Source organism: Nesterenkonia aurantiaca (assembly GCF_004364585.1).
In the GTDB taxonomy this organism is placed as follows: domain Bacteria; phylum Actinomycetota; class Actinomycetes; order Actinomycetales; family Micrococcaceae; genus Nesterenkonia; species Nesterenkonia aurantiaca.
The window spans coordinates 81213-104678 of record NZ_SOAN01000010.1 but is presented as its reverse complement, the minus strand read 5'-3'; the positions used below and the strand labels follow the sequence as shown (position 1 = coordinate 104678).

Annotated in this window: 19 protein-coding genes; 2 read left to right on the top strand and 17 right to left on the bottom strand. The window is 69.6% G+C overall.

The window, feature by feature from the left end:
• Window positions 1-74: 74 nt before the first annotated feature.
• From EV640_RS12205 to leuS, 4 genes are all read right to left on the bottom strand, one after another.
• Window positions 75-1355, bottom strand: a complete 1281-nt coding sequence (locus tag EV640_RS12205; protein WP_133726548.1) for a ComEC/Rec2 family competence protein — start codon at window positions 1353-1355, stop codon at window positions 75-77.
• Complete coding sequence (locus tag EV640_RS12200) at window positions 1352-2299, bottom strand: ComEA family DNA-binding protein (protein ID WP_051501251.1); 948 nt, start codon at window positions 2297-2299, stop codon at window positions 1352-1354. Before EV640_RS12200 ends, EV640_RS12205 begins: the two co-directional genes overlap by 4 nt.
• Window positions 2300-2429: 130 nt before the next feature.
• The gene (locus EV640_RS12195; RefSeq protein WP_036476035.1) at window positions 2430-3431 is read right to left on the bottom strand and encodes a DegV family protein; all 1002 of its coding nucleotides are present in this window, start codon (window positions 3429-3431) and stop codon (window positions 2430-2432) included.
• Window positions 3431-5986 carry a leucine--tRNA ligase gene (gene leuS / locus EV640_RS12190; protein ID WP_133726547.1) on the bottom strand — a complete coding sequence of 852 codons (2556 nt, stop codon included), beginning with the start codon at window positions 5984-5986 and terminating at the stop codon, window positions 3431-3433. The genes EV640_RS12195 and leuS overlap by 1 nt, the downstream gene beginning before the upstream one ends.
• Window positions 5987-6144: 158 nt before the next feature.
• Between leuS and EV640_RS12185 the strand changes: the two genes are divergently transcribed.
• Window positions 6145-7191 carry an alpha/beta fold hydrolase gene (locus tag EV640_RS12185; RefSeq protein ID WP_166645922.1) on the top strand — a complete coding sequence of 349 codons (1047 nt, stop codon included), beginning with the start codon at window positions 6145-6147 and terminating at the stop codon, window positions 7189-7191.
• Between the two features lie 58 nt (window positions 7192-7249).
• Here EV640_RS12185 and EV640_RS12180 read toward each other — a convergent pair whose 3' ends face one another.
• Window positions 7250-9268 carry a primosomal protein N' family DNA-binding protein gene (locus EV640_RS12180; RefSeq protein ID WP_051501250.1) on the bottom strand — a complete coding sequence of 673 codons (2019 nt, stop codon included), beginning with the start codon at window positions 9266-9268 and terminating at the stop codon, window positions 7250-7252.
• A gap of 86 nt (window positions 9269-9354) precedes the next feature.
• Between EV640_RS12180 and EV640_RS12175 the strand changes: the two genes are divergently transcribed.
• Entirely contained in the window at window positions 9355-10041 is a 687-nt protein-coding gene (locus EV640_RS12175; RefSeq protein WP_051501249.1) for a TVP38/TMEM64 family protein, read from the top strand.
• A 126-nt stretch (window positions 10042-10167) separates the two neighbouring features.
• Here EV640_RS12175 and metK read toward each other — a convergent pair whose 3' ends face one another.
• From metK to pyrR, 12 genes are all read right to left on the bottom strand, one after another.
• Window positions 10168-11385 carry a methionine adenosyltransferase gene (metK, locus tag EV640_RS12170; protein WP_036476033.1) on the bottom strand — a complete coding sequence of 406 codons (1218 nt, stop codon included), beginning with the start codon at window positions 11383-11385 and terminating at the stop codon, window positions 10168-10170.
• 44 nt (window positions 11386-11429) lie between these two features.
• Entirely contained in the window at window positions 11430-12770 is a 1341-nt protein-coding gene (locus EV640_RS12165) for a bifunctional phosphopantothenoylcysteine decarboxylase/phosphopantothenate synthase (protein WP_051501248.1), read from the bottom strand.
• 87 nt (window positions 12771-12857) lie between these two features.
• On the bottom strand, window positions 12858-13121 hold the full coding sequence (gene rpoZ / locus EV640_RS12160) for a DNA-directed RNA polymerase subunit omega (protein WP_036476028.1): 264 nt from the start codon (window positions 13119-13121) through the stop codon (window positions 12858-12860).
• Window positions 13118-13753 (bottom strand): guanylate kinase, encoded by a 636-nt coding sequence (gmk, locus tag EV640_RS12155; protein WP_051501247.1) that lies wholly within the window; start codon window positions 13751-13753, stop codon window positions 13118-13120. The genes rpoZ and gmk overlap by 4 nt, the downstream gene beginning before the upstream one ends.
• Entirely contained in the window at window positions 13750-14070 is a 321-nt protein-coding gene (mihF, locus tag EV640_RS12150) for an integration host factor, actinobacterial type (RefSeq protein ID WP_036476025.1), read from the bottom strand. The genes gmk and mihF overlap by 4 nt, the downstream gene beginning before the upstream one ends.
• A 125-nt stretch (window positions 14071-14195) precedes the next feature.
• Window positions 14196-15113: an orotidine-5'-phosphate decarboxylase gene (gene pyrF / locus EV640_RS12145; RefSeq protein WP_036476024.1), complete on the bottom strand. Its 918-nt coding sequence runs from the start codon at window positions 15111-15113 to the stop codon at window positions 14196-14198.
• Complete coding sequence (gene carB / locus EV640_RS12140; RefSeq protein WP_036476021.1) at window positions 15110-18505, bottom strand: carbamoyl-phosphate synthase large subunit; 3396 nt, start codon at window positions 18503-18505, stop codon at window positions 15110-15112. The genes pyrF and carB overlap by 4 nt, the downstream gene beginning before the upstream one ends.
• Window positions 18498-19868 carry a glutamine-hydrolyzing carbamoyl-phosphate synthase small subunit gene (gene carA / locus EV640_RS12135; RefSeq protein ID WP_133726545.1) on the bottom strand — a complete coding sequence of 457 codons (1371 nt, stop codon included), beginning with the start codon at window positions 19866-19868 and terminating at the stop codon, window positions 18498-18500. The genes carB and carA overlap by 8 nt, the downstream gene beginning before the upstream one ends.
• A complete protein-coding gene (locus tag EV640_RS12130; protein WP_051501246.1) occupies window positions 19865-20449 on the bottom strand; it encodes a PH-like domain-containing protein in 585 nt (194 codons plus the stop codon). Before EV640_RS12130 ends, carA begins: the two co-directional genes overlap by 4 nt.
• On the bottom strand, window positions 20446-21822 hold the full coding sequence (locus tag EV640_RS12125) for a dihydroorotase (RefSeq protein ID WP_084479605.1): 1377 nt from the start codon (window positions 21820-21822) through the stop codon (window positions 20446-20448). Before EV640_RS12125 ends, EV640_RS12130 begins: the two co-directional genes overlap by 4 nt.
• Window positions 21819-22814 carry an aspartate carbamoyltransferase catalytic subunit gene (locus EV640_RS12120; protein WP_133726544.1) on the bottom strand — a complete coding sequence of 332 codons (996 nt, stop codon included), beginning with the start codon at window positions 22812-22814 and terminating at the stop codon, window positions 21819-21821. Before EV640_RS12120 ends, EV640_RS12125 begins: the two co-directional genes overlap by 4 nt.
• A complete protein-coding gene (gene pyrR / locus EV640_RS12115; RefSeq protein WP_036476016.1) occupies window positions 22814-23410 on the bottom strand; it encodes a bifunctional pyr operon transcriptional regulator/uracil phosphoribosyltransferase PyrR in 597 nt (198 codons plus the stop codon). Before pyrR ends, EV640_RS12120 begins: the two co-directional genes overlap by 1 nt.
• Between the last annotated feature and the right edge of the window lie 56 nt (window positions 23411-23466).

Genomic DNA, 23466 nt, shown 5'->3' with positions numbered 1-23466 from the left:
TACCTCACGCCCGCCGAGTACGCTCGGCAATGCACCTACCAAACGGAGAACGACGACTCCCACAACGTGTGGACCTAACAGAGGGGGCGGCTCACCAGCACCGCTGGCAGAAACCTCTCCAGGCGCTCCCGGATCCGCGTTCCGATCACTACGATCCCGGCCGTGGCCGCCGCGCTGAGCTGGAACGCCGGTTCGGTGGCGTAGAACGGGTCAAACACCAGCAGGCCCAGCACGCAGAGGCAGAGCAGCGAGAACGCGGAGCGACCGCGCCCGGCGAAGAGCGAGAACGCGGCGATGCTGCCCATCACTCCGGCTCGGATCACGCTGGGCTCAGGGTGTACCAGCAGCACGAACAGCACCAGCCCGATCAGCGCCACCGGGACAGTCATCCAGCGCGGTGCCCGCATCAGGCGCACGATTCCCATCAGAGCGCCCATGACCAGCGCGCAGTTTGCTCCGCTCACCGCGGTCAGGTGGCTCAGGCCCGCCGCGCGCATCGCCTCGCGGACCTCCTGATCCTGGTGTGTCCGGTCTCCCAGGATCAGCCCCGGCAGCAGTCCCGGAGCGTCGCCCACCGCGTGGGAGGACGCGGCCACGGTGGCAGAGCGCAGTTCGTTGAAGATCTCGGTGAACTCGGCGCGAGGATCTGCGGGGAGCCGTTCCAGCTCCTCCCCGAACGGAAAGAGCACAGCGGTCTCCCGCTGGCCCGGGTCAGTGGGGCTGAGCTTCACCAGCCCCTGATAGCGCTGACCCGTGATGAGCGGCAGGCCCCGTGCGGCAGTCTTACCGCCGGACACATCGACGAGGTCCTCGACAGAGTCCTCGACGGGTGTCTCACCGGGCGCGGGTTCAGGTTCTCCTGGGTTCTCAGGGTCGAAGTCCGCTGAGACAGCTTGAATCATCACCACCGGAGCATCTACAAGGACGGGAAGCGGCTCCCCCATCATGGTCGCCGTCTCCACGACCCCGTGGGCCATGACCCGTGCCTCACCGCCGAACCCCGGGGTGGCCAGCAGCTGCGGTTGGCCAGAGATCCGCAGCGTCACCATGACCGGGGCGTCGCCCTGCACCGCCTGCACCCATCCGCTCATCGCATGCGCCCGAGCGTCTGTCCCCGCCTGGAGCGCGACGACTCCTACCAAGACGCAGCACAGCAGCGCATGCAGCGTCACCGGATGGGCAACGAGCCGCGTGAACAGACCGGCACTGAGGCCCAGCAGCGCGGCACCACCCAGGAAGCTCCAGCCCAGCCGCAGCGCCGACTCCCACGGCAGATGCACCGCCATGAGCGCCGCCGCCCAGGCGGCCAGCGCGGCGGGCAGCAGCCGCAGGTCCAGCGGCTTCCCAGGCGTCACCAGGTCACCAGACCCTCCGCATCCGCCAGGATCACAGGCCCGATGCCGCTGACCCCGGCAAGCTCTTCCAGCGAGCCGAAGGGGCCATTGGCCTCGCGGTAACTGATGATCCGCTCCGAGAGCGCCGGTCCGATCCCGGGGAGCTCCTGAAGTGTTGTGGCATCGGCGGTGTTGAGGTTGATCAGGTCACCGGCACCGGCCCCGGGTGCTGCTCCTGCCCCCGGGGCGGGTGCTGTTCCGGGCGCTGTCCCCGGACCAGAGCCGGGCGCTGTCCCCGGACCAGAGCCGGGCAACGTCCCCGGCGGCCCGGGTGAGTCCTGCCCGGTATCCGGGGGTCCGGTCCCGGTCTCAAGCTCCTCCGGTGTGGGCACCCAGATCTGAGTGCCGTCCTGAACCGGCGCGGCGAGATTCAGCCCACCTGGATCTGCCTTCGAGGTGATTCCGCCTGCGGCCTCGATCGCCTCATGCACACGTGCCCCGGCGGCGAGCTCCACCACGCCCGGGTCCACCACCGCACCGCCCACGTGGACCACCACAAGGCTCGTCTCCTGCGCACCCGGCTCAGCGCTCTGCATCCCATCCGAGGCACCCTCGGGTCCGGTGCCGGGCCCGGTGTCGGTCACGGCGGAGGCGCCGGGGCTGTTCGGCATCGAAGAAGCATCGGCCTGACCCGATGCGCCACCGGGGCCGTCTCCAGGGCCGCCACCAGGGCCCGCTCCGGAATGTTCCGCGCCCTGCAGCTGCGGGGGTTCCGGCAGGGTGGGCGCTCCCGACGGAGCGGTGCTGCTGAACCAGGACACGGCGAGCCAGCTCAGCAGGGCGATGACGATCACGATCACGCCGGCCAGCTTCAACCGGATCCTGGCCGGGGCGGCGTGTTCGATTTCGCGCTCCGCGCGCAGCCGCTCCCGACGTGTCAGCTGCTCCTCAGCTCGGTCCTCCATGGGATCACGCTAGGACCGTGATCGACTCGGATGCGCGGTTCAGCATCCGCTGTGCGCAGCGGGCCGCGGCGTCGTCCTCAGTCCAGGGTTGGGGAAGACCGGTCCGAGCCGGAGAACCTGGTGCGCAGCCTCAGGAGGTGGTGGGCAGGGCCGGGTTCAACGACACGGCCAGCGCTCCCAGGCCGAGGTGAGCGCCCAGGGCGGGGGGAAGGTCCACCACCGGCACCGGGGCCGCGGAGAGCGGGGCCAGCGTCTCTGCCAGCTCCAGCGCCTGGGCCGGGTTGCCGAATCCATGCACTCCCAAGCGCGGCGCGTCCATGCCGTGGGCGTGCTGCGCCACCCGGGCCTGAAGTCGTTCCAGGGCGCGCGGCATGGTGCGCGGACGCTCCATGGGCTGGATCTCGCCCTCGGTAAGCTGCAACAGCGGCTTGACCCAGAGCAGTCCCCCGATCAGTGTGGACATCGCGTTGATCCGTCCCCCGCGGCGCAGCTGGTCCAGGTTGGGCAGCACGAACATCGTCTCTGCGGCGTGGGCGCTGCGTGTCGCGGCCTCCGCGACCGCCGCCAGGGATCCGCCGAGCTGCGCGGTGATCGCCGCGTCGATCACGCTGTGCCCCAGACCCAGGCCGGCCTGGCGGGAATCGACCACGATGACCGGAAAGTCCAGCTCTCCCGCGGCCAGCCGGGCGGCCTCCACGGTGCCGGAGAGCTTCGCCGAGAGGTGGATGGACACCACCCCGGCGTAGCCCTGGGCCCGCAGCGACTCGTAGGACTCCAGCAACCGTCCCGGAGACGGCCGAGACGTGCGCACCGGGCTCCCCTGGGCCAGCGCCAGGGGCAGATCTCGGTCCAGCTCGTGACTGGTCTCCGGGTAGATCTGATCCCCGATCATCACCGGGATCGGCACCGAGATGACGTTGACCCCGACCGGGCCCAGCAGCACCTCCTGGGTTCCACGATCCACCGGAAGCGAGCAGGAGGAGTCGGTCACTACCGCGATGCGCCCCTTCTTGCGGCGCAGATTGGGTTTGCGCCCCGGCACCGCAGCCCGCCGCGCCAACAGGTCGGCCTCGAGGGCGCTGCGCCATCGGGCCAGGCTCTGCTGGCAGCGTTCTGCTGGCCGGGGGCTCATCAGCCCGTCACGACGTTGACCAGCTTGGGTGCACGCACGATCACCTTGCGCACTCCGCCACCCTCGGCGATGTACTTCTGGATCCGTGGCAGCGCCAACGCCTGGGCCTCGAGTTCGGCTTCGGTGATGTCTGCGGCGACCTCCAGCTTGTCTCGCAGCTTCCCCTTGACCTGGACCACCGCGGTGACGGTGTCCTGGACCAGCAGCGATTCATCCACTGCGGGCCAGGCGGAGTTCGCCACCGAGGGCTGGTGGCCGAGCAGGGCCCACATGTCCTCGGCGGTGTAGGGCGCGACCAGGGAGAGGATCTGCGCGGTGACCTCGGCGGCCTCGCGCACGGCAGGATCGGCCGCGCCGGCGCCGGAGTCGATCTCCTTGCGGGCCGCGTTGACCAGCTCCATGGTGCGAGCGATCACCACGTTGAACTTCTTGTCCTCCACCAGCTGCGCGGCGTCCTGGATGGTCCGGTGGGTGACCACGCGCAGCGCCTTGGCGCCATGGGCTGGGTCGACGCCGGCCTCGGAGCTGACATCCTGGGCGAAGCGCCAGGCACGGGCCAGGAACTTCGCGGAGCCCGAGGGCGAGACGTCGGCCCAGTCCACGTCGTCCTCCGGCGGGGAGGCGAAGACCATGGTCAGCCGGATCGCGTCGACGCCGTAGATGTCGAGCTGCTCGCCGAGGTTCACCCCGTTGCCCAGAGACTTGGACATGGCCTTGCCCCCGTTGAGCACCTGACCCTGGTTCAGCAGCGCCTTGAACGGCTCGGTGAAGTTCACCAGGCCCAGGTCGAAGAGCACCTTGGTGAAGAACCGGGAGTAGAGCAGGTGCAGGATGGCGTGCTCGACGCCGCCCACGTACTGATCCACCGGCAGCCACTTGTTGATCTCCTCGCTGGGGAAGATCTCGGCGTCGTTGTTCGGGTCGATATAGCGCAGGTAGTACCAGGAGGAGTCCACGAAGGTGTCCATGGTGTCGGTGTCCCGGGTGGCGGCGCCGCTGCAGGAGGGACACTCCACGTTGACCCAGTCGGTGGCACCGGCCAGCGGGGACTTTCCCTTCGGCGCCAGCTGCTCGCCGCGCATGCCGGTGGGCAGCTTCACCGGCAGCTGGTCCTCGGGCACCGGGACCTCGCCGCAGTCGGCACAGTGGATGATCGGGATCGGCGCGCCCCAGAAGCGCTGCCGGGAGAGCAGCCAGTCGCGCAGTCGGTAGTTGACCTTGGCTTCGCCCACCGTATTCTCCGCGAGCACCTCGATGGCGCGCGCGATCGCGGCGTCCTTGTTCAGCCCGTCCCAGGCCGGGGAGTTGATCGCGGTGCCCTCACCGGCGGTGGCGATGCCGGTCTCGGCCGGGTCCTCTTCGCCGGTGTCGACCACCACGCGGACCTTCAGCCCCATGGTGCGGGCGAACTCCAGATCGCGCTGGTCATGGGCGGGCACGCCCATCACGGCGCCGGTGCCGTAGTCGGCGAGCACATAGTCCGAGGCCCACAGGGGCAGCTCTTCACCGGTGACCGGGTGGATCGCATGGCGGCCCAGGAAGACCCCGGTGCGTTCCCGCTCGGCGGACTGGCGCTCGATGTCGGAGACGCTGCCCAGCGCGGCCCGGTAGGCCTCAAGCTCGTCGCGCTGACCGTCGGTGACCAGTTCCATCGCCAGGTCGGCGTCGGCGGCGACCACCATGAAGGTGACCCCGTAGAGGGTGTCGGGGCGGGTGGTGAAGACCTCCACCGGGGGGTGCTCGGGCGCGCCCTGCGCGGCGGGGATCTGATAGCGCACGGAGGCGCCGGTGGAGCGGCCGATCCAGTTGCGCTGCATCGAGAGCACCCGGTCGGGCCAGTGGCCCTTGAGCTCGTCCATGTCCTCCAGGAGCCGGTCGGCGTAATCGGTGATCTTGAAGTACCACTGGTTCAGCGACTTCTTGATCACCGCAGTCCCGCAGCGTTCACAGGCACCCTCGACGACCTGCTCATTGGCCAGCACGGTCTGGTCCTTCGGGCACCAGTTGACCGGGGAATCCTTCTTATACGCCAGGCCCTTGTTGTAGAACTGCAGGAACAGCCACTGGGTCCACCGGTAGTAGGACTCGTCGGAGGTGTGCAGCCGGCGGGTCCAGTCGGTGCTGATCCCGTAACGCTTGAAGGACGCCGCCTGGGTCTCGATGTTGGCGTAGGTCCAGTCCGCAGGGTGGGCGTCGTTCTTGATCGCCGCGTTCTCGGCCGGCAGCCCGAAGGAGTCCCAGCCGATCGGGTGCAGCACGTTGTAGCCGCGCAGCCGGGCGTACCGGGCGGGGATGTCCCCGATGGCGAAGGCCTCGGCGTGACCCATGTGCAGATCGCCGGAGGGGTACGGGAACATGTCCAGCACGTACTTCTTCTCCCGGGTGTCCGCCGGGTCCACCACGAAGGTGCCCTGTTCCTCCCAGAGGGGCAGCCAGCGGGCCTCCATCTCCTGGAAGGAGTACTGCTTCTTCTCGCCACCCTGGGCGTCAGCCGAAGGGCTGCTGGGCTGCGTCGCAGTGGTATCGGCTGCAGCGGTTTCGCTCGCGTGGCTCACCTGGGGGGCACCTCGTCGTCGTCGGGTCGTATCTTGGACCCCGCCAGTCTAATTGAGTTCCCCGGTAGGCTGGGCCAGTGAGCCAGACGTGGACCGAGCACCCAGTTCGGGCAGGAATCAGACGAGACGTCCCGGTGGACTTCACCGCTCGAAGGGTCGTGAGCAGTCCCGGACGGGAGACCGTCGACGACGGCGGCGCATGGCTGGGCACGACGGCTGCGGTCTGGCACTACCCCGCCGAGGCGTCGGAGCCCGGTCCCTCTGCCGCGTCGCAGGCTCCGGCGCGCCGGCTGCTGCTGATCCACGGCTTCCGCGGGGACCATCACGGGATGGCGCTGATCGTGGACGCGCTGCCGGAGTTCGAGGTCTTCGTCCCGGACCTTCCCGGCTTCGGGGCGACCCCGCCGCTGCAGCGCGCCACCAGCGACGCAGCCGACTCTCTCCCCGGAAAGCACGGTCCCGCGGAGCAGGGTCCAAGCAAGCAGGGTCCAGGCAAGCAGGGCCCCGCTAAGCACACCCTGGACGCCTATGCGGGCTTCGTGGAGGCACTGGCGGAGGCCCTGGAGCTGGGGGCTGGGGATGTCCTGGTGGGTCACTCCTTCGGTTCGATCATCGTCGCGGCCCACGCCGCGCAGACCAACCCAGCGGCCCACGCCGCGCAGACCAACCCCGCGGCGCCGCCGCAGGAACCTCGGCGCTGGGCGGGGCTGGGGCTGTTGGCCCCGATCAGCAATGACATCTTCACCGGCAGACTGCTCCCCGGCGCGGCCGCCGTGGATCTGTACTACCGAGCAAGCCAGTGGCTGCCCGAGCGGTTGGCGCAGGCGCTGCTGCGGTCTCCGCTGGCGCAGGCGGTCACCAACGCCTCCATGATCGTCACCCGCGAGCCGGATCAGGTCGCGTATATCCGGGATCAGCACCGGCAGCATTTCAGCGGCTACGCGGACCCGCACACGCTGCTGCAGGCCTATTGGGCCTCCAGCCGGCACACCGTGACCGAGTTCGCCGACCGGCTGGAGCTGCCGGTGCTGCTGGCGCCGGGGGCGAAAGATCAGTTGAGCACCCCGGCCGGGCAGCGGCGTCTGCGCGCAATGATCCCACGGGCGCACACCGAGGTGCTGTGTGAGACCGGTCATCTGCTGCACTACGAGAAGCCGGCGCAGGCGGCCCGGGCGCTGCGCCGCTTCATCTCCACCTTGGACTGAGCACCCTCGCGCCGCCCCTGATCCGCAGGATCAGAACTGCAGGATCAGAACTGCGTCATCAGAACTGCAGGCTTGCGATGTCGTCCATGGCGATCCGCAGACCGCGGCTGCCGCGTGCGGCTCCCGGGGGCGCCGCGCTGTGGGTGCGTCGGATCCGACGGATCTCGGTGACCACTGCGGCGGCCTCGGCGTACCCGAAGAACAGCAGGTAGCGGTGCCGCCCATCATCCAGCGCCGCAGGCCCGATCCACGCCCTGCCCTCGGGCAGCTGCACCTGGGCGAGGAAGGCCTCAGCCTCGGCCGGGTCTCCGGTGAGGCTGAGCATCCGCTGTGCCGGCGGCAGTCCCAGCTCCAATCGGCTGTACAGCTCCCTGCGGGCATAGGCCACCGGATCCCAGCGCACCAGAGCGGCGGTGAGCTCCTCGGCGTCGGCGGTGATCACCACGGTGCCGCCGTGAGTCTTGTGCGGGCGCACCAGCGAGGCCGCGCGGAACCAGCGGGAGAGCACCTGGCGGGGCACGTCCAGGCCCTCACGGCTGAGCTGGGTGTCCCCGTCGAGCAGCAGCGCGGCGGCGTAGCCGGTCTGCGCCACGGGCTCCACTCCGGGCGTGCTGACCACCAGGGCTGGCTCCTGTCCGACCTCGGCGATCGGATGATCCGAGGTCGAGGAGATCACCGGGGTGTTCGGGAAGGCGCGGCCGAGCTCCTGGGCGGTGCGATCAGCCCCACGAGTGCCAGCCCGGAAGGTGGTGGAGCCGCACTCGGTACAGCGGTGGTTGCGGTGGTGCAGCCCGCACCAGCGGCACTTCAGCGTCCGGGACTGCCCGTGATGAGCTGGCAGGCTCAGGGGTCCGTGGCACTGCGGGCACTGCTGGCGGCTGCGGCAGCGTTCACAGAGCACCGCCGGGATGAACCCGCTGCGTGCGACCTGGATCAGCACCGGTCCCTGCGTCAGCCCGTCCCGGGCCGCCTTATACGCGGCCGCGGGGAGCCTGGCCGCTCGGAAGGCCGGTTCGCGCTCCTGTTCATAGGAGTCGGCGGTGGCGATCATCCGCGGCGCCGCGGTCCGGCGGTCCTCCCGCTCGGGCGCCGCCTCGGCGAGCCAGCCGCGCTCGACCAGCCGCTGCACCTCCAGGCTGCGCGAGGTGGAGAGCATCACCAGCTCAGCGCCGGTCTGCACCGTTCGCAGCAGCGCCACCTCACGCACATGGTGATACGGCGCGCGTGGCGCAGCGTGGGTCTGCTCGCCGTCCTCAAAGACCATGAGCAGCCGCAGCCGGGCCACCGGGGCGAACACCGCCGAACGGGTGCCCACAGCGACTCGGGCCTGTCCGTAGCGCAGATCCAGGAACGAACGGTACCGCGCGGAGGAACCCATCTCGGCGGTCAGCTGCACCGCGACCCCGCTGCCCAGCGTCCCGGTGAGCACCTCCATCAGGGCTTCGACGTCGCGCTGGTCCGGCACCACCACCACGGCGTCACCCTCCCCCGCCAGACACTCGTGCACCCGATCCAGCACCTGGGTCGTCCACGACTGCTCCCCATAGGACTTCAGCGCCAGCGCGGCGCTGCGTGGACGGGGGTTCTCGGGGTCGAGATCGGCAGCGGGGGCGCGCAGGCCGGCGTAGTCCTTCTCCACCCGGGCCGCCCGAGGTGGGATGGCGGCGCGCAGCACATCTGCGGTGACCCCGGCGCCGCGTTCGGCGACCTGCTGGGCGAGCTCCAGGATGTCCTGGGAGAGCACCGGCAGGGCGGTGACGAGCTTGGTGATCAGGGAGAGCCGTGAGGCGGTGGAGGGCTCCTGCTTGCGGCGCAGCACATATCCAGTCATCTCCCGACCGGAGAACCGCAGCTTCACCCGGCAGCCGGGAACGATCTTCTCGGCGAGGTCGATGGGCACCACGTAGTCGAACGGGCGATCCAGGTGGGGCACTGCAGACTCCAGCAGCACCTCCGCCACGGGGAGCTCTTCGGTGGCCCCGGCGGGCAGCTGCGCGGCAGGCGCAGGCGCGAGCGAGTCCAGCAGGGCTGGCTGGTTCGACTGCTGCCCCGCCTGTAATGTCGGCTCCTGCGCCACGCTGATCCACCCCCTCGCCGTGATTTCCGCTGCCCTGCGATCGTATCTCCCACCAGGGACACGGGCAGATGCGTAGAGTTGAGCCAATGAGCGAAAAAGCCCTCGGTCCCGCCTGGGGCTCCTTCATCCGCAATGCGCTGCTCGTGGCAGTGCTCGCCGGCATGATCTATGCGGCCTTCAATCTGCGGCTGCCGCCTCTGGACGAGCTGCAGCAGCGCATCGAGGACTTCGGCTGGGCCGCGTGGATCGTGTTCATCGCCGTCTACGCGGCGGTGGCCATGACCCCGATCCCGGTCACCATCATGGCGGTCAGCGGCGGGCTGGTCTTCGGCACCCTGCTGGGCAGTCTGCTCTCGGTGGTCGGGGTGCTCATCGGCTGTTTCGCGGCGTACCACCTGGCACGCTTCCTGGGCACCCAGGCGGTGCGGAAGCTGCTGGGGTCCCATGCGGAGAAGGTCGAGGCGCATCTGGAGGGGGCCGGCTTCGAGGCGGTCTGCGCCCTGCGCCTGACCCCGGGGGTCCCCTATTGGCCGGTGAACTACGGCAGCGGCGCCTTCGGAGTGACCCAGCGTGACTTCGTCGTGGCGAGTGCGGTCGCCACCGTGCCCGGACAGGTCGCGCTGGTGGCGCTGGGGGCCTTCATCGCGGATCAGACCATCGTCAACGGCGTGGTCATCGGTGTGGCCTGGTCGGTGGTGGTGGCCATGACCATCTGGGCCTACCGGAGCTGGCGCGGCACCTCGAGTCACCGCCTCCCCGGGGCCTCCGCCTGAGCGCAGGCACGCCGTCCGCCGGGCATCCGACGCCCGCCCGCAGTGGCACCGGCGCCGCGCCAGGCGCAGGTCCGCACAGCAGCCCTGCAGCGCCTGCTGACCGAACGCTGCCCCGACTCAGCCGGTTCAGGCGTTGAAGAAGGACTTCAGTGCATCCACCCGGTCCAGCCGCTCCCAGGGGAAGTTCTCTCCGTCGCGGCCGAAGTGCCCGTTCTTGGAGGTCTCGCGGTAGATCGGGCGCAGCAGGTCCAGGTCCTCGATGATGCCCAGTGGGCGCAGGTCGAAGATCGCGTCGATGGCGGCCGAGATCCGTGCCGGATCGACCTTCTCGGTGCCGAAGGTCTCCACGTAGATGCCCACCGGGTGCGCACGACCGATCGCGTAGGCGATCTGGATCTCGGCGCGGTCGGCGAGTCCGGCGGCGACGACGTTCTTGGCCACCCAGCGCATCGCGTAGGCCGCTGAGCGGTCGACCTTCGAGGGGTCCTTGCCGGAGAAGGCGCCGCCGCCGTGCCGGGAGAAGCCGCCGTAGGTGTCGACGATGATCTTGCGTCCGGTCAGCCCGGCGTCGCCCACGGGTCCGCCGACCACGAACGGGCCCGAGGGGTTGATGATCTCGGAGAGCGTGGCCAGGTCCAGAGAGGTGTGTTCCAGCACCGGTGCGATCACCTGGGCGCTGATCTCGCTCTGGAGCTGCTCCTGGGAGATCTCGGCCGTGTGCTGGGTGGAGACCACCACGGTGTCGAGGCTGACCGGACGGTCGCCGTCGTAGCCGATGGTGACCTGGGTCTTGCCGTCGGGGCGCAGATAGGCCAGCTGACCGTCCTGGCGGACCTTGGTCAGCTGCGCAGAGAGCTGGTGGGCCAGCGAGATGGCGCTGGGCATATAGGACGGGGTCTCATTGGTGGCGTAGCCGAACATGATGCCCTGGTCACCCGCGCCCTGGGCGTCCCGGCGGTCCTCTGCTCCCCCGCGGGCCTCCATGGAGTTGAAGACTCCGGCGAATATCTCTGGGGACTGCTGACCGATGGAGATCGAGACGCCGCAGCGGGCGCCGTCGAATCCGTTGGCCGAGGAGTCATAGCCGATGTCCAGCAGCGTGTTGCGCACGATCTGCGGGATCTCGACGTAGCCCGAGGTGGTCACCTCACCGGCCACGTGCACCAGCCCGGTGGTGGTCAGCGTCTCCACGGCCACTCGCGAGTTCTTGTCCTCGGCGAGCAGCGCGTCGAGGATGGCGTCGGAGATCTGGTCACAGATCTTGTCCGGGTGGCCGATGGTCACGGATTCTGAGCTGAAGAGGCGCAGCGAGGACCCAGCCGCGGAGGTGTTGGAATTCGTCACTGGGTCATCCTACGGCAGGCCGATCCCGACCTGAGGAGCTAGCTTCACACGACGTAAGCGGCGGCCGCGGCGATGATCGCCTGGGCGGCTTCGTGCTTGGTACCGCGCCGGGTCGTCACGGCTGAGTCGGCGGCGCTGAGAGTGGGTGCGCTGCCATCCGGTGCGCTTCGAGTCGGTGCGGTGAGCGTGGGCGAGGTGAGGATGTGGATCTCGGTCTCGTCGCGGCCGAAGACCAGCGCCTCCCCCACCTGATTGAGCACCAGCAGGTCGCAGCCCTTGCGCAGCAGCTTGGCCTGGGCCAGCTCCAGCGGGTCCGCCTCGGCGCTTCCGGTCTCGGCGGCGAAGCCGACGATGACGCGCGGCCCGGTCCCTTCGGCGCGGCGGTGCTGCACCGTCTCGGCGAGGATGTCGGGGTTGCGCTCCAGGGTGATCACCGGGTTCTCGCCGTCCTCGGTCTTCTTGATCTTCTGCGCGGCGTAGGCGGTGGGCCGGAAGTCGGCGACGGCGGCGGCCATGATCAGCAGGTCCGCCTGCGGTGCGACCCGCTGGACCGCGGCCTGCAGCTGGGCGGCGGTCTCGATGCGTTCCACGGTGATGTTCGCGATGTGCTCCGGGGCCTGGACGTCCATGATCCCGGCGATCAGATGCACCTGCGCGCCCGCGGCGGCGGCGGTCTCGGCCAGCGCGATGCCCTGTTTGCCGGAGGAACGGTTGCCGAGGTAGCGCACCGGGTCCAGGGGTTCGCGAGTGCCCCCGGCGGTCACCACCACGGTCCGGCCCGAGAGCGGCGGCTGAACCTCGGGGTCAGGCGCATGGAAGGTTCCGGCGCGCGGTGCGGAGGCATATCCGAAGTCCTCAGGGTTGCTGAGGATCTCGGTGACCCGAGCGAAGATCTGCTCGGGCTCCGGCAGCCGTCCTGGGCCGGTGTCCTTGCCGGTGAGCCGGCCGACGGCGGGTTCCATGACCTCCACGCCACGGGATCGCAGCACCTCGACGTTGTCCGCGGTGGCGGCGCTGTTCCACATCTCGGTGTGCATCGCGGGGACCAGCAGCGTGGGGGCCTCGGAGGCCAGCAGCGTGGTGGTCAGCAGGTCATCGGCCATACCGGCCCGCGCCCGGGCCAGAAGATCGGCGGTGGCGGGGGCGACGACGATCAGATCGGCCTCCTGGCCCAGCCGGACGTGGCGGACCTCGTCGACTCCGGAGAACACCGAGGTGGTCACGGGGCGGCCGCTGATCGCCTCCCAGGTGGCGCGTCCGACGAACTTCTCCGAGGCGGGAGTGGGGATGACATCGACCTGGTGACCGGCTTCTCGCATGAGTCGCAGGAGGTGGACCGCCTTATAGGCGGCGATGCCGGCACTGACTCCAAGAACGATGCGCATCCGCCCAGATTACCCCGCAGTCCCAGGTGGGGGTGACTGCGGGGTCCTGCTGCTCACCCGGCGGAGCGGGTGCGCAGCGGCTGTTGATCAGGAGGCGGGGTTGACCGCGGGGTGGTTGACCAGCAGGTCCTCGTTGATCTCGCGCAGGGCGATGGACATCGACTTCTCGTTGAGCTTGGTGTCCACCAGCGGTCCGACGTACTCGAAGAGGCCCTCGTGCAGCTGAGCGTAGTACGCGTTGATCTGGCGGGCGCGCTTGGAGGCGAAGAGCACCAGCGAGTACTTCGAGGCGCTCTTCTCCAGGAGGGAGTCGATCGACGGGTAGATGATGCCTTCGGTCTGCTCAGTCACGTGGGGAGTCGTCCTTCAGATTGGGGTGATGCATGGGTGAAGCCCATGCGGGCTACAAGTTCAGCTGCGGCACGGTCGAGCTCGTCGTTGATGATCGAGACGTCGAATTCCTGCTCTGCGGCGAGTTCTATCTTAGCCGTTTCCAGCCTGCGCCGCTGTTCCTCCTCAGATTCGGTGCCGCGACCGACCAGGCGGGAGACCAGGTCCTCCCATGAGGGAGGCGCCAGGAACACGAACTGCGCCTCTGGCATCGTGGCCCTGACCTGGCGGGCTCCCTGCAGATCGATCTCCAGCAGGACCAGCTTCCCGGCCGTCAGGGCGGCATCCACGGTGGAGCGCAGCGTGCCGTAGCGGTGCTTGCCGTGCACGGTGGCCCACTCCAGGAACTCCCCCGCTTCGACGAGTTCGTCGAAGCGAGCGGGATCGATGAAGTGATAATCGACACCGTCCTCCTCGGTCGGGCGCGGTGCTCGGGTCGTGGCCGAGACCGAGAAGTGCACCTCCGGGTAGTGGGTGCGGATGAATCGGCTCAGCGTGGACTTCCCGACGGAGGTCGGTCCGGCGAGCACTGTGACGGCGGGACTGCCGGGGACTGCTGACAATGCACTGGCTCCTTGGGCTGGGGTGGTCATCCCAATTCTGCCAGATACTCCTTCAAGGCTCGTCGCTGCTTGACCCCGAGCCCGCCGAGACGCCGGTTCACCGAGATGCCCAGGTCCTCCAGCGCCTTGGTGGCGGTGACGCGGCCGACCCCGGGGAGAGACTCCAGCAGTTCGAGCGTCTTGAGCCGGGCCACCGCCTCGGAGCTTGAGGCGCGTTGCAGCACCTCATCGAAGCCGATGCCTCCGTTGCCGAACTCCTTCTTCAGCTGGGCCCGCTCCACGCGGGCGGCCAGTGCTTTGCGACGGGCGGTGTCCCGCTCTTCCTTGGTCAGTTCTCGCAGTGCCACGATTCTCCCCCAACTTCCGTGGTGCACCCGCTAGGAACGGTTTTCTGCCGGCGGCACCAGGTGATGATGAGCAGAATCTAACGGCTGGAGGGTGGAACATCAAGAGAGTGCGGCCTGGCGAGTCCTCAGCCCAGATCCGTCTTCGCCAGCTCGATGGCCCTGGTCAGCGAATCTGGGTCCGGTCCCTGACTCAGGATCCCGCGCGAGGAGTTCACCAGGACCTGCTCGGCGTAGGACTCGCCGAAGCCTGCGCGCAGCTCCTCGGCCCCGGCTCCCTGGGCCCCGTAGCCCGGCGCCAGCAGCGGCATCCGGCCGGCTGCGAGGTCGATTCCGTGTTGGGCGGCGAGCCCCGCCGTCGTGGCACCGACGACCAGCCCGATGCTGCCCAGCGCAGCGCCCGCGCGCGGATCTTCAGCCCCTGCGGAACCTGCTGCGGTGTGGGACTGGCCCAGCGCGATGGAGGCGGCCGCCGCCTCGGCGGCGATCTGGCCGGCCACGGTGACGCCCTGAGCGTTCTGAGCGAGCTGGACCTGCTGACCCTCAGGGTTAGAGGTCAGGGCCAGTACGAAGAGTCCTGCCCGGTGGCGGGCGGCGGCGTCGAGCGCGGGCTGCAGCGATCCAAAGCCCAGGTAGGGGCTCACGGTGAGCGCGTCGGCGCCGAAGTCCCCCTCAGGGTTCAGCCACGCCTCGGCGTAGCCGGCCATGGTGGACCCGATGTCTCCGCGCTTGGCGTCGGCGATCACCAGCAGCCCGGCGGCACGGGCCTGGTGCTGGACCTGGCTGAGCACCTGCATGCCGGCGACCCCGTAGCGCTCGAAGAACGCCACCTGAGGCTTGAGCACCCCGACCCGGCCGATGCAGGCCTGGAGCACCCGGTCGCAGAACACCTCCAGCCCGGCGGCGTCCTGGGTGAGCCCCCAGTCGGTGAGCAGCTGCGGGTGCGGATCCAGGCCGACGCAGAGCCTGCCGTGGGTGCGCATCGCCGCGGCCAGGCGTGCGCCGAAGGAGACTCCGGCGGCCCGGCCCGGGAGAGGCGAGGTCATGCCCCGGCCTGGCCCACCGGCTCAGCCTGCTTCGACGCGTCGGCCTGCTCACGCAGATCCGCCTGCCTGCGCTGTTCCGCCTGCTGGCGCGCCTCGGCCTGCTTCAGCCGCTCGGCGTGCTCCTGCAGCGAGGCGACCGACCAGCTGAACTGGCCCAGCGCCTCGATGGCCTGCACCGCCGCACCGAACTCGGCCACGGTGGTGATCACCGGGGTGCCCACCGAGGTCGCGGCGGCGCGGATCTCGTAGCCGTCGCTGCGAGCGTCACCGCCCGAGGGGGTGTTGATGATCAGCGCGATCTCGCCGCTCTCCACCCGTTCCAGGATGGTGCCGCCCGGGGTCTCGGCGTCGGCGATCTTCGCCACCGTGGTGGTCTCGACCCCGTTGCGGCGCAGCACATCGGCGGTGCCGCCGGTGGAGACGATGGAGAAGCCCAGGTCGGCCAGCCGCTTGACCGGCATGATGATCGCGCGCTTATCCCGGTTGGCTACCGAGACGAAGACCTTGCCCGAGGTGGGCAGCGGGTTGTTCGCCGCCTGCTGGGCCTTGGCGAAGGCGGTGTCGAAGTGCTTGTCGATGCCCATCACCTCGCCGGTGGAGCGCATCTCCGGGCCGAGCAACGAATCGACCACGCGACCCTCGGGGGTGCGGAAACGGGCGAAGGGCAGCACCGCCTCCTTCACCGAGACCGGGGCGCCCGGGGGCAGCTCGGAGCCGTCCCCGGTGGCCGGAAGCAGCCCGGAGAGCGGGTCTCCGGAACCAGCTCGGAGCGCCGCGATGCTGACCCCGGTGCCGATGTGCGCGGCGGCCTTGGCCATCTGGACCCCGGTGGCCTTGGAGACGAACGGCACGGTGCGCGAGGCCCGCGGGTTGGCCTCGATGACGTAGAGGATGTCTGAGGCCAGGGCGAACTGAATGTTGATCAGGCCCTTCACCCCCACACCCTCCGCGATGACCCGGGTGGCGACCCGGACCCGTTCCAGCACGTCGGGGCCCAGCGTGATCGGGGGCAGCACACAGGCGGAGTCGCCGGAGTGGATCCCGGCCTCCTCGATGTGTTCCATGATGCCGCCCACATAGAGCTGCTCGCCGTCGTAGAGGGCGTCGACGTCGACCTCGATGGCGTCTTCGAGGAACCGGTCCACCAGCACCGGGTGCTCCGGGGTGACCTCGGTGGCGTTGGCGATGTAGCGCTCCAGGCCGGGCTCGTCGTAGACGATCTCCATGCCGCGTCCGCCGAGCACGTAGCTGGGCCGGACCAGGACCGGGTAGCCGATGCGGTCGGCGACCTTCTTGGCGTCCTCGAAGCTCACCGCGGTGCCGTTCTTCGGCGCGATGAGTCCGCCGCGCTGGAGCACCTGGTCGAACGCGCCGCGGTCCTCGGCGAGGTCGATGGCCTCCGGGGAGGTGCCCAGGATGGTGACCCCGGCGTCTGCGAGCTGCTGGGCGAGCTTCAGCGGGGTCTGCCCGCCGAGCTGGACGAAGACCCCGGCCACTCCCCCGGTGCGCTCCTCGGCCGCGATGACCTCCAGCACGTCCTCCAGGGTCAGCGGCTCGAAGTAGAGCCGGGTGGAGACGTCATAGTCGGTGGAGACGGTCTCGGGGTTGCAGTTGACCATCACGGTCTCGTAACCGGCCTCGCGCAGCGCCATGGTGGCGTGGACGCAGGAGTAGTCGAACTCGATGCCCTGCCCGATCCGGTTGGGCCCGGAGCCCAGGATGATCACCGAGGGCTGATCGTGGTGCAGGATCTCATCCTCGAGGTCATAGGAGGAGTAGTGGTACGGGGTGAAGGCCTCGAACTCGGCGGCGCAGGTGTCCACGGTCTTATAGACCGGGCGGATCCCCAGCGCGTGCCGGACCCCGCGGACCACCGCGGCGTCCATGTGCCGCAGCGCGCCGATCTGCTCATCCGAGAAGCCGTGCCGCTTGGCCAGGCGCAGCGCCTCGACGTCGAGCTCGGGGGCCGAGGCCACGGCCATCGCGGTCTCGTTGATCAGCTGCAGCTGATCCAGGTACCAGGGGTCGATCCCGGTGATCTCATAGACGGTCTCGATCGAGGCGCCGGAGAGCAGCGCCCGCTGCACCTGGTGCAGCCGCTCGGTGGTCGCCGTCGCCATCTTCTCCAGCAGCTGCTCGAGCTCCTCCGGCTCGGCCACGGTGAAGTCGAACTCGCTGCCGCGCTGCTCCAGGGAGCGCAGGGCCTTCTGCATGGCCTCGGTGAAGTTGCGCCCGAACGCCATCGCCTCGCCCACCGATTTCATGGTGGTGGTCAGCGTGGGGTCCGCGGCGGGGAACTTCTCGAAGGCGAAGCGCGGGACCTTCACCACCACGTAGTCCAGCACCGGCTCGAAGCTGGCCGGGGTCTTCTGCGTGATGTCGTTGGGGATCTCGTCCAGGGTGTAGCCCAGGGCGAGCTTGGTGGCGATCTTGGCGATCGCGAACCCGGTGGCCTTCGAGGCCAGCGCCGAGGAGCGCGAGACCCGCGGGTTCATCTCGATGACGACGACGCGGCCGGTCCCGGGCTCGATGGCGAACTGGATGTTGCAGCCGCCGGTGGCGACCCCGACCTCACGGATCACGTTGATCGAGATGTCGCGCAGCCGCTGGTACTCGCGGTCGGTGAGCGTCATGGCCGGAGCCACGGTGATCGAGTCGCCGGTGTGCACGCCCACCGGGTCGAAGTTCTCGATGGAGCAGACCACCACCACGTTGTCCTTGGAGTCGCGCATCATCTCCAGCTCGTACTCCTTCCAGCCGAGGATGGACTCCTCCAGGAGCACCTCGGTGGTCGGTGAGTACTGCAGCCCGGCGCCGGCGATCCGGTGCAGGTCCCGCTCGTCGTAGGCCATGCCGGAGCCGAGTCCGCCCATGGTGAAGGAGGGGCGCACCACCATCGGGTAGCCCAGCTCCTGGGCGGCGGCCAGCGCCTCCTCCATGGAGTGCACGATCAGCGACTTCGCGGATTCCGCGCCGGAGCGCTCCACCACGCCCTTGAACTTCTGCCGGTCCTCACCGAGCTCGATGGCGGCGATGTTCGCGCCGATCAGCTCGACGCCGAACTTCTCCAGCACACCGTCCTTGTCCAGTGCGATCGCGGTGTTCAGCGCGGTCTGCCCGCCGAGCGTGGGCAGCAGCGCGTCCGGGCGCTCCTTCTCGATGATCTTCGCGACCACCTCGGGGCTGATCGGCTCCACGTAGGTCGCGTCGGCGAACTCGGGGTCGGTCATGATGGTGGCCGGGTTGGAGTTGACCAGGATGACCCGCAGGCCCTCCTCCTTGAGCACTCGCAGGGCCTGGGTGCCGGAGTAGTCGAACTCGGCGGCCTGTCCGATCACGATCGGCCCGGAGCCGATGACCATGACGGACTTGAGGTCTTGACGCTTAGGCATTGAGTGGGTTCCCTCCACGGGTCTCAGTGTCGGTAGTGGTCTCAGTGGTCTCAGTGGTGCCGGAGGTGCTCGCGGGGCCGGTCGCACCGTCGGCGGCGCTGACGGTGTCGGCCCCGGTCTTGGTGCGCGCATCGGTCATCAGCTCGACGAATCGGTCGAAGAGGTAGGCCGAATCATGCGGTCCGGCCGCGGCCTCGGGATGGTACTGGACGCTGAAGGCGGGGATGTCCAGGCAGCGCAGGCCCTCCACGACGCCGTCGTTGAGGCTGGAGTGGCTCACCTCGACCCGGCCGAAGCGGTCCTGCGGGGCGGTGAGGACCTCGCCCACCGGGGCGTCCACGGCGAATCCGTGGTTCTGCGAGGTGATCTCCACCTTGCCGGTGGCGTGATCCATCACCGGCTGGTTGATCCCGCGGTGACCGAAGGGCAGCTTATAGGTGCCGAAGCCCAGCGCGCGGCCCAGGATCTGGTTGCCGAAGCAGATCCCGAAGAACGGGGTCCTGGCATCGAGCACCTCGCGCAGCAGCCCGATCTGGTTCGCCGCGGTGGCCGGGTCCCCGGGACCGTTGGAGAGGAAGACCCCGTCCGGGTTCAGCGCCTCGATCTCGGCGAAGCTGCTCGTGGCCGGGAGCACATGCACGCGCAGTCCGCGTTCGGCCATCCGCACCGGGGTCATGGTCTTGATGCCGAGGTCGATGGCGGCCACGGTGGCGACGATCTCCGCGCCCCAGCCGTGGTCGCCCGGCTCGACGGTGTAGGCGGTGTCGGTGGAGACCTCTTCGGCCAGCCGCGCCCCAGCCATGGAGGGCTGGGCCTTGACCTCGGCGATCAGCTCGGCGATGGGCCGGGCTGCCTGGTCCCCGGAGAAGATCCCGGCCTTCATCGATCCGGCGCTGCGCAGGTGCCGGGTGATCGCCCGGGTGTCGACATCCTTGATGCCGATGATCTCCTGGGCGCTGAGCTCCTCGTGCAGGGTCCGCCGGGAGCGCCAGTTCGAGGGCCGACGGGCGGCGTCGCGCACCACATAACCGGCGACCCAGATCCTGCGGGACTCGGCGTCTTCGTCGTTGATGCCGGTGTTGCCGATGTGCGGGGCGGTCTGCACCACGATCTGGCGGGCGTAGGACGGGTCGGTGAGGGTCTCCTGGTAGCCGGTCATCCCGGTGGCGAAGACCGCCTCGCCCAGGCGGGCGCCCTGGGCGCCGTAGGCGGCGCCGCGGTGCACGGTGCCGTCCTCGAGGACCAGCAGCGCGGGGGCGGCGGCCTGGAGGGGAGCCTGCGTGGCGACGGGTGACTGGGCCGGGGCCGGGGCCGCGGCCGGGGCCGATGACTGGGCCGGGGTGGCGGAGGGATGTGCTGTCATGAAGGTTCTGACTCCTCGTCGGAGGGACGGATGACGGATGTGAGCTCGTCGAGGAGCTCTTGATGGGCTTCTGCGTGTCGGGCGCGGAAGGCGGTCTCCACCGGTTCCTCGCCGAGTCGCCAGCCGATGATGATGGCGCCGTCGCGTTCGACGAACTTGCCGACCACTCCCCGGTCGGTGCGCACATGCTCGAGCGCGGCCGCGGAGATCAGGTAGTTCGGGGCTCCTGAGCGGAACACGGCGACGCCTTGGCTGTGGACCTCGAGGCGTCCGTTGGTGCGCACGCCGAGTCCGTGGACGGCGATCCGGTCCAGGTAGTCCCCGGCCTTCACGGTGCCGATGACCATGCCCTCGGCGGCTGCGCGCGGCTGTGCCTCGATGAGTGTGGCGGGGACCTCATCGGGCACCGGCAGTCCGCCCTGGCGGCGTTTGCGTCCGCGCCAGCCGAGCCAGAGCAGGCCCAGCAGCACCGCGATGATGCCCAGGGCCATCCACAGGTAGTTCAGGTAGGTGCCGGTCATGTCCGCGGCGGTGGTGCCCAGGGTCGCGGGAAGTCCCAGCGTGGCAAACGTGAGCGTCATGGCCTCACCTGTGACGATCCGGCGGCGCCCGCGGAGGCCTCGCTCAGCGGGGTGTTGAGCTCGCCGTCGAGCACCACCGGGTGCCCGTGCAGGAAGGTCGCGCGCACCGCGCCGGGCAGCTCCATGCCGCGGAAGGGCGAGTTTCGGCCCTTGCTGGCGTGGCCCTCGGGGTCCACGGTCTGCGTGGCCTCGGCGTCGACCAGGATCAGGTTGGCGGGCTCCCCCGGCTGAAGCGGCCGGCCCTGATGGGCGTGGCGATAGATCCGCGCCGGGGTGATCGAGGTGACCTCCGCGAAGCGTCGCCAGTCCATGAGTCCGGTGTTGATCATGGTCTTGATGACCACCGGCAGCGCGGTCTCCAGCCCGGTCATGCCCATGGCCGCGGCGGACCATTCGCATTCCTTGGCCTGGGTGGGGTGCGGGGCGTGGTCGGTGCCGATGACGTCGATGGTGCCGTCGGCCAGTCCGGCCCGCAGCGCCTCGACGTCGGCGCCGGTGCGCAGCGGCGGGTTGACCTTGTACACCGGGTCATAGCCGCGGACCAGCTCGTCGGTGAGCAGCAGATGGTGCGGGGTCACCTCGGCGGTGACGTCGATGCCGCGCTCCTTGGCCCAGCGGATGATCTCCACCGATCCGGCGGTGGAGACGTGGCAGATGTGCAGCCTCGAGCCCACATGCTGGGCCAGCAGGACGTCGCGGGCGATGATCGACTCCTCGGCCACGGCGGGCCAGCCGGGCAGTCCCAGGACCGCGGAGACGTCGCCCTCGTTCATCTGGGCGCCCTCGGTGAGCAGCGGCTCCTGGGCGTGCTGGGCGATGAATCCGTCCACGGTCTTCACGTACTCCAGGGCTCGGCGCATCAGCACCGGGTTGTGCACGCACATGCCGTCGTCAGAGAACATCCGAACCTGCGCGGAGGACTCGGCCATGGCGCCGAGCTCGGCGAGTCGCTCACCGGCGAGACCCACGGTGACCGCGCCGACCGGGTAGACCTCGGTCCAGCCGGAGGCCCGGCCCAGCCGGTGCACCTGTTCCACGACGCCGGCGGAGTCGGCCACCGGGGAGGAGTTCGCCATCGCGTGGACCGCGGTGAATCCGCCCCTGGCGGCGGCGCGGCTGCCGGTCTCCACGGTCTCGGCATCCTCCCGGCCTGGTTCGCGCAGGTGGGTGTGCAGATCCACCATGCCCGGGAGCATGATCAGTCCTTCCGCCTCAACGGTGGTCACCTGCTCCGCCTTCAGCTGCTCGGCCTGGGCTCGGGCCGCTTCTCCGAGGGCGGCGATCCGTCCGTCTTTGATCAGCAGGTCGAGCGGCGCCTCCCCATAGGGCCGGGCGCCCAGGATCAGGGTGGCGGCGGTGGGGGTGTCACTCATGCGGTGTTCCTCTCTGAGCTGCTCAGCAGCAGGTGCAGCACGGCCATGCGGACGGAGACTCCGTGGGAGACCTGATCCAGGACCTGGTTCATCGGGGAGTCGGCGGCGGCGGCGGAGATCTCGACTCCGCGGTTCATCGGGCCCGGGTGCAGGATCATCGGTCGCTGCCCGGCGGCGCCGCGGTGGGCCGCCAGCCGAGCCAGCCGCTCGTCGGTCAGGCCCCAGCGGCGGGTGTATTCGGCGGCGGTCGGGAAGTAGGCGCCGCCCATCCGCTCGGCCTGGACCCGGAGCATCATGATCGCATCGGGGCCGGCCTCCGGGCCGGAGCCCAGCGCCTCGTCGAGGCTGTAGTAGACGCTCACCGGCCATTTCTCCACACCCACCGGCAGCAGCGTGGCCGGGGCGACCAGGCCGACCTGGGCGCCCAGGGTGCGCAGCAGCCAGATGTTGGAACGCGCCACCCGGGAGTGCAGGATGTCTCCGACGATCAGCACCCGCATCCCGGTCAGGTCGGTGCCGCGTGGGTCTTCCCCGTGCGCGGCGGACCAGCCGCGGCGCAGGGTCAGCGCGTCGAGCAGCGCCTGGGTGGGGTGTTCATGGGTGCCGTCGCCGGCGTTGATCACCGCGCAGTCGGTCCAGCCCGAGCCGGCGAGCTGCGCGGCGGCCCCGGAGGCCCAGTGCCGCATCACGATCGCGTCGGCGCCGATGGCCTCCAGGGTCTGCACGGTGTCCTTCAGCGACTCGCCCTTCGAGACCGAGGAGCCCTTGGCGGAGAAGTTCATCACATCGGCCGAGAGCCGCTTGGCGGCGGCCTCGAAGGAGATCCGGGTGCGGGTGGAGTCCTCGAAGAAGAGGTTCACCACGGTGCGCCCGCGCAGTGTGGGCAGCTTCTTGACCTCGCGGGTGGAGACGGCGGCCATCTCCTCGGCGGTGTCGAGGATGCTCAGCGCCTGGGTGTGGCTGAGATCCGCGGTGGAGAGCAGGTGCCGCATCAGCGCTCACCCGCCTGGGACTTCATGCCGCCGCCGCGCTGGATGACCACGGCCTCCTGGCTGCGGGCCACGCCGTCGACCTCGTCGAGGAGCACCGAGACGCGCTCGTCCCGGGAGGTGGGCAGGTTCTTGCCGACGTGGTCGGAGCGGATCGGCAGCTCGCGGTGGCCGCGGTCCACCAGCACGGCGAGCCGGACCACGGCGGGACGGCCCAGCGCCTGCAGGGCGTCCAGGGCCGCGCGCACGGTGCGCCCGGAATAGAGCACGTCATCGACCAGGACCACGGTGGCGCCGTCGATGCCGGCGCCGGGGATCCTTGTGGGTTCCGGGGTGCGGGCGCCATGGGCGCGCAGGTCATCGCGGTAGAGCGTGATGTCCAGGGAGCCGATGGCCTGGCTGGGATCGAAGCCGGGGTCGATCCGGGCGAGCCGCTCGCCCAGCCGGCGGGCCAGGATGGTTCCGCGGCGCGGGATGCCCAGCAGCAGCAGACCTTCGACCCCGCGGTGGGATTCGACGATCTCGTGGGCAATGCGGGTGAGCGCCCGGTCCATGTCGGAGGCGGACATCACATGAGAGGTCTCGGGTGATCGGGTCACCGTATGACTCCTTCCTCGCCTCACTGGACGATGTTTAAAGGAAGTCTGGATCTTCA

Coding starts and splice junctions, on each gene's coding strand:
- EV640_RS12195 (WP_036476035.1), bottom strand. CDS start 3,431: ATGAGCCCCCGGCCAGCAGAACGCTGCCAGCAGAGCCTGGCCCGATGG.
- EV640_RS12165 (WP_051501248.1), bottom strand. CDS start 12,770: ATGCGCATCGTTCTTGGAGTCAGTGCCGGCATCGCCGCCTATAAGGCG.
- pyrF (WP_036476024.1), bottom strand. CDS start 15,113: ATGACCTCGCCTCTCCCGGGCCGGGCCGCCGGAGTCTCCTTCGGCGCA.
- gmk (WP_051501247.1), bottom strand. CDS start 13,753: ATGACCACCCCAGCCCAAGGAGCCAGTGCATTGTCAGCAGTCCCCGGC.
- EV640_RS12200 (WP_051501251.1), bottom strand. CDS start 2,299: ATGGAGGACCGAGCTGAGGAGCAGCTGACACGTCGGGAGCGGCTGCGC.
- EV640_RS12130 (WP_051501246.1), bottom strand. CDS start 20,449: ATGACGCTCACGTTTGCCACGCTGGGACTTCCCGCGACCCTGGGCACC.
- EV640_RS12125 (WP_084479605.1), bottom strand. CDS start 21,822: ATGAGTGACACCCCCACCGCCGCCACCCTGATCCTGGGCGCCCGGCCC.
- carA (WP_133726545.1), bottom strand. CDS start 19,868: ATGACAGCACATCCCTCCGCCACCCCGGCCCAGTCATCGGCCCCGGCC.
- EV640_RS12120 (WP_133726544.1), bottom strand. CDS start 22,814: ATGCGGCACCTGCTCTCCACCGCGGATCTCAGCCACACCCAGGCGCTG.
- EV640_RS12175 (WP_051501249.1), top strand. CDS start 9,355: ATGAGCGAAAAAGCCCTCGGTCCCGCCTGGGGCTCCTTCATCCGCAAT.
- carB (WP_036476021.1), bottom strand. CDS start 18,505: ATGCCTAAGCGTCAAGACCTCAAGTCCGTCATGGTCATCGGCTCCGGG.